The 6,366-nt window shown below is 27.8% G+C and carries 7 protein-coding genes and 2 tRNA genes; 7 read left to right on the top strand and 2 right to left on the bottom strand.

What is annotated here, in order from left to right; all coding sequences use genetic code 11:
• Positions 1–747, bottom strand: a 747-nt coding sequence (locus ABY863_RS12180; RefSeq protein ID WP_372795217.1) for an FKBP-type peptidyl-prolyl cis-trans isomerase, incomplete at its 3' end; no start/stop codon positions are given.
• Between the two features lie 88 nt (positions 748–835).
• On the opposite strand from ABY863_RS12180, the gene ABY863_RS12175 reads away from it, so the two are divergent.
• Genes ABY863_RS12175 through ABY863_RS12160 form a run of 4 tightly spaced genes read left to right on the top strand, consistent with a single transcriptional unit; the run spans position 836 to position 3,081 of the window.
• Positions 836–1,207, top strand: a complete 372-nt coding sequence (locus ABY863_RS12175) for an RNA-binding S4 domain-containing protein (RefSeq protein WP_372795215.1) — start codon at positions 836–838, stop codon at positions 1,205–1,207.
• On the top strand, positions 1,197–1,982 hold the full coding sequence (locus ABY863_RS12170; RefSeq protein WP_372795213.1) for an SDR family oxidoreductase: 786 nt from the start codon (positions 1,197–1,199) through the stop codon (positions 1,980–1,982). The genes ABY863_RS12175 and ABY863_RS12170 overlap by 11 nt, the downstream gene beginning before the upstream one ends.
• A gap of 4 nt (positions 1,983–1,986) precedes the next feature.
• A complete protein-coding gene (locus ABY863_RS12165; RefSeq protein WP_372795211.1) occupies positions 1,987–2,577 on the top strand; it encodes an SAM-dependent methyltransferase in 591 nt (196 codons plus the stop codon).
• A gap of 6 nt (positions 2,578–2,583) precedes the next feature.
• Entirely contained in the window at positions 2,584–3,081 is a 498-nt protein-coding gene (locus ABY863_RS12160; protein ID WP_372795209.1) for a phosphoribosyltransferase family protein, read from the top strand.
• On the opposite strand, the gene ABY863_RS12155 is transcribed toward ABY863_RS12160, so the two are convergent.
• Positions 3,073–3,582, bottom strand: coding sequence for a shikimate kinase (locus tag ABY863_RS12155; protein ID WP_372795207.1), 510 nt, complete (start codon positions 3,580–3,582; stop codon positions 3,073–3,075). The two genes, ABY863_RS12160 and ABY863_RS12155, sit on opposite strands and share 9 nt — an antisense overlap.
• A gap of 120 nt (positions 3,583–3,702) precedes the next feature.
• Here ABY863_RS12155 and ABY863_RS12150 point away from each other — a divergent pair.
• The 3 genes from ABY863_RS12150 (at position 3,703) to ABY863_RS12140 (ending at position 5,227) form a co-directional block, all read left to right on the top strand.
• Positions 3,703–3,775: transfer RNA gene (locus ABY863_RS12150), tRNA-Lys, on the top strand.
• 53 nt (positions 3,776–3,828) lie between these two features.
• Positions 3,829–3,912: transfer RNA gene (locus ABY863_RS12145), tRNA-Leu, on the top strand.
• A gap of 64 nt (positions 3,913–3,976) precedes the next feature.
• Entirely contained in the window at positions 3,977–5,227 is a 1,251-nt protein-coding gene (locus ABY863_RS12140) for a tyrosine-type recombinase/integrase (RefSeq protein ID WP_372795205.1), read from the top strand.
• Positions 5,228–6,366 lie beyond the last annotated feature (1,139 nt).

Below are 6,366 nucleotides of genomic sequence, written 5' to 3'. Positions count from 1 at the left end.
TTTCGTTAAAATTCCATCACCATCATCATCACTATCTAAATAATTCATAATTCCATCACCATCTGTATCATCATTTTTAACATTACCATCGTTATCTAAATCTTCATTTTTAGATAAAATACCATCATGATCATCGTCCGATTCATTTACAGCATCCAATGTTATCTGAAAAATTAAAGGTGCATTTCCTGGGATAAAACCATTTCCAAAACTTCCATAACCTAAACCTGATGGAATAAATAAAATACCTTTACCTGAATCTGTATAGTAAAAAGATTCATCATCATTAATAAATTTAGTTCCTCCTTTAAAATTTGTAAAACCGTATCCCCAACCATCAATTACATTTGTAAGTGAAAACCAAACTACTGAAGATCTAGAATCAAAAACCGTACTATCTAAAAGCATACCTGTATAAGTTGTTAATACAGAATCTGCTCTTGAAGGTGAAATTGTTATACCTTCTTGTTCTTTCAAATAATATAGTTTATATGCAATATCATCTTTTATAATATCTTGTACAGCAAGCCTATCATCATCCATTATTGGAGTTTCTCCATTAGTAATTGTCCAAAGTCCACCATCATCTTCATTTAAATAATGCGTTTGCAAATACTCAATTAAAGCTTCATCATCCAATAAAGATTGTGCTGCAGGATCTGTACTAGTTGCATCATTATTATCATTTTTACAAGAAAAAATAACTAGTGCTATAGCTAGTATAAAAAATAAATTTTTAAATTTCATTCAGTCTAATTTTTAAGTGCGCAAGATACTATTTTCATACCTTTGTTAAAAGATAAAAGATAAAATTTAACTTTATTATAGGAATTTAATGCGAATTGATAAATATTTATGGTGTGTACGTTATTATAAAACTAGAAATAACGCTACTGAAGCTTGCAGAAAAGGTCATATTAAAATGAATGGCGATAATTTAAAACCTTCAAAAACAGTTTTTAATCATGAAAAAATTACGATTCGTAAGAATCAGATTAATTATGAAATTGAAGTTTTAGATATCCCTGCAAGTCGTGTTGGAGCTAAACTTGTTGATTTATATAGAAAAGATATTACACCTGCAGAAGAGTTTGAAAAATTAGATTTATTAAAATATTCTAAAGACTATTATAGAAAAAAGGGAGAAGGAAGGCCTACAAAAAAAGATAGACGAGATATAAATGAATTTCATAGTGATGAAGATTAATTTACAACATAAAAAAGCGCTTGTTGGCGCAAGTACTGAAGGTTTAGGTAAAGCAATAGCACTACAATTAGCCTTATGCGGAGCATCCGTAACACTAATGGCCAGAAATGAAGACAAATTAAAACAAGTACTTTCTGAACTGAATACTGATTATAATCAAAAACATCAATATATTATCACTGACTTTTATGATTTTGGCTCATTTGAAAAAACAACGATAAACTACTTCAAAAATAATCAAATAGATATACTTATCAACAATACCAACGGCCCAGAATCAGGAGGAGTTTTTGACAAAAGCACAAACGATTATCAACAAGCATTTGATTTGTTATTCAAAACAACAAATCATATTACAATGTTAGCTATTGAAAATATGAAAAAAAACAGGTTTGGTAGAATTATTAACGCAACTTCAATAACAGTTAAAGAGCCTATATCGTATCTTGTTTTATCAAATTCTATAAGAGCTGCAGTAGTTACTTGGGCAAAAACAGTATCGCGTGAAATTGCTCCTTTTGGCATTACTATTAATAATATTTTAACAGGTAAATTTGACACAAAAAGAATTCAAGAACTAAACCAAACTCAGGCTATTTCAAAGGGAATTTCAGTTGAAGACAATTTAAAATCTATTGTAAATGATATTCCTGCAGGAAGACTAGGTAAATCTGAAGAATTCGCTTATTTAGTCTCTTTTTTAGCTTCAGAATATGCTTCCTATATTACAGGAACTAATATCACTATTGATGGTGGTTTAATGAAATCGTTATAAATTTATGAAAAATCCATTTGATAAAAATTATTGGGAACAGCAATATATTGAAAAAGCAACTGGTTGGGATATTGGCCATATTTCTTCTCCTCTTGAAGCTTATTTTAGTCAATTATCCAACAAAGATTTAAAAATACTAATTCCTGGAGCTGGAAACAGCTATGAAGCAGAATATTTACATAACAAAGGTTTTAAAAATATTGATGTTATAGATATTGCATTACAACCACTTAAAAACTTAAAAGAAAGAGTTGCTTCTTTTCCAGAAAATAACTTAATAGAAGCTGATTTTTTTAAGCATAACAAAAAATACAATTTAATTGTAGAACACACTTTTTTTTGTTCATTACATCCTGATATCAGATTAAAGTACGTTAATAAAATGGCGAGTTTATTAGAAGAAAAAGGAAAACTAATAGGATTACTTTTTGATTTTGACTTAACAAAAGAAGGGCGACCTCCATTTGGTGGAAGTTTAGACGAGTATTTACAACTATTTTCTAAAAAATTTAATATCCTAACACTTGACAAGTGTTATAATTCTATAAAACCTAGATTTGGTAGAGAATTGTTTTTTATCTTTGAAAAAAAATAAGTTTCCATGGAAAGTTCTATTATATTAACCAACGAACAAATTCATAATAAGACAAGACGAATTGCTTATCAAATTTATGAAGATAACTGCAAGGAAAAAGAAATAATAATTGCCGGTATAACTGGTAATGGTTATGTTTTTGCTGAAAAAATACTTAAGGCATTAAATGAAATTTCAGATTTAAATGTAGTTTTATGTGAAGTTTTTATTGATAAGAAAAACCCTCTAAACGAAGTATCCTCAAGTTTAAAACCATTAGATTATAAAAATAAATCATTAATTTTAGTTGATGATGTTTTAAATTCCGGAACCACTTTAATTTATGGAATCAAGCATTTTTTAGAAGTTCCATTAAAACGTTTTAGCACTGCAGTTTTGGTAGATAGAAACCATAAAAAATACCCTGTAAAAGCTGATTATAAAGGAATTTCATTGTCTACATCTATGCATGAGCATGTATCAGTGCTATTTGAAGGTGAAAATTCATATGCTATTTTAGAGTAGCTCAACTATTTCATCAACAATTTTAAAAATACTTTTTTCATCTACAGTAACTGTATGTTGTGCTCTTTGATAAAAAAGCGTACGTTCAAATAAATGCTTTGCAATATATTCCTTCAAATTTTCTTTTCCAATTGAGGCAACCAAAGGTCTTTTTAAAGTTTCACCATTTAATCGATCAAATAGGGTGTTTATAGATGCTTTTAAATAAAAAGATTTTGAATTATTTTCAATGAATTCCATATTATTACCATAACAAGGAGTCCCTCCTCCTAATGAAATGATACAATCTTCTTTTAAATTTAGTAATTCTTTTAAATATTCTCCTTCTTTTTTTCTAAAATAAATTTCACCCTTTGTCTTGAAAATTTCAGAAATAGTTGATTGTTCATTTTCTTCTATAAAATTATCAAGATCAATGCATTGCACACCTAACTTATTAGATAAAATAGTACCAACAGCTGATTTTCCACTTGCCATATAACCTAATAAAACAATTTTCATAAACTAATATTTAGTGCTTTAGAATTTCAAAACAAATATCGTTTAAAAAACAATACAAAAAAACTTGTTTTTTTCAAATTAGGTGGTATATTTGCACTCGCAATTGCGGAAGGAATAAATGACCTGGTAGCTCAGTTGGTAGAGCACCTCCCTTTTAAGGAGGTGGTCCTGGGTTCGAGCCCCAGCCCGGTCACAAAAAAAGTTAAGCTTTATGCTTAACTTTTTTTATTTTAAGTAGTATAAAATGCACATGTGGCGGAATTGGTAGACGCGCCAGCTTGAGGGGCTGGTGAGCAATAGCTCGTGTAAGTTCGAATCTTATTATGTGCACTCCTTTCAACTAACTGTTTTACAAGTAATTATAATGTTTTTTTCAAACTTTAATTACTTAAAAATGGAAATTCAAAAACAAAAAATATCACTTACCGTATCACTTTTTAAATTTAAAATGATATATTCAAAAGTAAAAATGTTTAAAGGAAAAGGTATCAAAACTAATGAAGTTGATATTGATAAAGATTGGTATGTGTATTACTCTTATAGAAATCCATATACTGATAAAATGGAACGGTTTATTGTGAAAGCTGGTATTAATACTATTACTTCAGTAACTAAACGGAACATTGCAATTAAATATTTACAACAAGGAGTTACGTGTTGGCTACAAGACGGATATAACCCATTTACAGAGAATACCAAATTAGAAGATATAAATAAAACAACTTATACAATTGCAGAAGCATTGCAATTGGCTTTTACTGAAAAATGCAAAGTATGGGCCGAAACAACTAAACATTCACATAGAAGTTTATTTAATGTTTTTATAGGCTGGATTAATGAGAATAATTTAACAAAAAAAAATATTGAAGACTTAACAAAAAGACATATTTCATTATTTCTAAATAATTTAACAACAAAAAATGAAATTACTAGCATTACTAGAAATAATTATAGACGATTAGTTGTTTCTTTAATTCAGCAATTAGTAAATGATGATATATTAAAACAAAATTTTACAAATAGTATTCCCAAACATAAAGAAGTTCCAAAAAAGAATAAACCATTTACAAAATTGCAATTGATTGATATTAAAAAATATCTACTTGCAAATGATCCTTATTTATTTAAGTATATTCAATTTGTAATGTATGCTTTTCTAAGGCCTATTGAAGTAACCAGAATTAAAGTTGAAAATATTGATTTAATAAGAGGTATTATTGAAGTGAAAACCAAAACTGAAGATAGCTCAACTGTTTTAATTATTGATAAATTAAGATCTGTAATAGAAACATTAGATATTGATTATAAAAAAAATAATTACCATATTTTTACAAATGAATTTAAACCAGCTTTATGGAACACCAGTAGAGAAAAAAGTAAAACAGATTTTTTTATAAGACGGTTTAAAAAATTAAAGAATAAGCTTAATTTAAATAATGATTATGGTATTTATAGTTTTAGGCACACTTTTGCACTAGATTTATATAATAGCTTTTTAAAACAAGGTTTAACACAATTAGAATCAAAACATAAACTTATGACAATTACGCGCCATAAATCTATGAGTGGTTTGGAAAATTATTTAAGAGATATTGGAGCTGAACTACCAAAAGATTATTCTAGTGATTTTACAATAGATTTTTAATATTATAAATTTTTATTTAATGGCGGATTTCAGAAGCTCCATTATTTGGTGTTTCTAAAAATTATTTTTAAAAGTACTATATATCTCTTTCAACAATAAATTTTGAAACACATTCATTTCCTGTTTTTTCTCCTTCTCCCAATGCAGCTTCTATATAATAAATAATTTGAAGTATCATTTATAGATGCTACAGAATCCTGATATTTCATCTATTCTGGGATAATAAAATAATACTGAAAAGATTTCAAAATCTTTATTTAGAGTTTATCTAAATTAATCTATTTCGTTTAAACCTATATTTTAATTAGCTATATTTGTTAGCTAGATACTTAAAAAATTGCAACATTTCAATGGTATCATAAAACCGATAAAGAATACAAAAACATGCGTTTATCCCGACAATTTGAGGCGGAGAACAGTAGTATAAGTAATGATATAACAAGTTGCCATTAACTGCGGAAGAGCAACAAACTGATAAAGTTCTTTAAAATAAAATTCAACAAGTCTGACAAATTTCAGATTGACTTCCACTCTACTATTTGATTTATAATTGATTATTTTCAATTTTTATTACAACGGAGAATTTGAGCAATGAAATAAATAATAAAAAAAGAATCAAAAGAAAATACTGTATGAGTTGAAAAATAGCAAAATAACTCAGAGGAATTGAAAATGAGCCTTAATTAATACACAAATGACAATGAGGAACTCAAGATAAACGTTAAGGAGTACAAAAATGACAATGAGGAACTCAAGATAGACGTTAAGGAATACAAGAATGACTATAAGGAGCGCAAGAATGACTCAAAGGAGTTAAAGATAAGCGTTAAGGAGTACAAAAATGACTATAAGGAACGTAAGAAAAACGTTAAGGAATAAAAGAGTGATTGAAATTAAAAAATAATAAAAATTGTAACTATGAAAAATGATTTGAATATAATGACCAAAAAGCAGCTAAATGGCAACAACTCATAAAATTTATGCTTACATTTAAACTAAATAACGAACTGACAAACATTCAACAAACGATTTGCTACCACCGAAAAATCTCCGATTTTCCAGTCGCACAAATCTTATAAAAGCCCGTTGGCAAACATCTTTGGTTCGGGTTTTTTAATAGAATTTTGTTTGGCGGATTT

The sequence above is a fragment of the Lutibacter sp. genome, from assembly GCF_041562875.1.
GTDB lineage: Bacteria > Bacteroidota > Bacteroidia > Flavobacteriales > Flavobacteriaceae > Lutibacter.
Note: the sequence above shows the minus strand (reverse complement) of the source record. Positions and strands in the feature narration are given on the sequence as shown.

What these genes read in the sequence shown, in the direction of transcription:
- ABY863_RS12160 (WP_372795209.1), top strand. Translation starts at nt 2,584, where the DNA reads ATGGAAAGTTCTATTATATTAACCAACGAACAAATTCATAATAAGACA.
- ABY863_RS12175 (WP_372795215.1), top strand. Translation starts at nt 836, where the DNA reads ATGCGAATTGATAAATATTTATGGTGTGTACGTTATTATAAAACTAGA.
- ABY863_RS12140 (WP_372795205.1), top strand. Translation starts at nt 3,977, where the DNA reads ATGGAAATTCAAAAACAAAAAATATCACTTACCGTATCACTTTTTAAA.
- ABY863_RS12155 (WP_372795207.1), bottom strand. Translation starts at nt 3,582, where the DNA reads ATGAAAATTGTTTTATTAGGTTATATGGCAAGTGGAAAATCAGCTGTT.
- ABY863_RS12170 (WP_372795213.1), top strand. Translation starts at nt 1,197, where the DNA reads ATGAAGATTAATTTACAACATAAAAAAGCGCTTGTTGGCGCAAGTACT.
- ABY863_RS12165 (WP_372795211.1), top strand. Translation starts at nt 1,987, where the DNA reads ATGAAAAATCCATTTGATAAAAATTATTGGGAACAGCAATATATTGAA.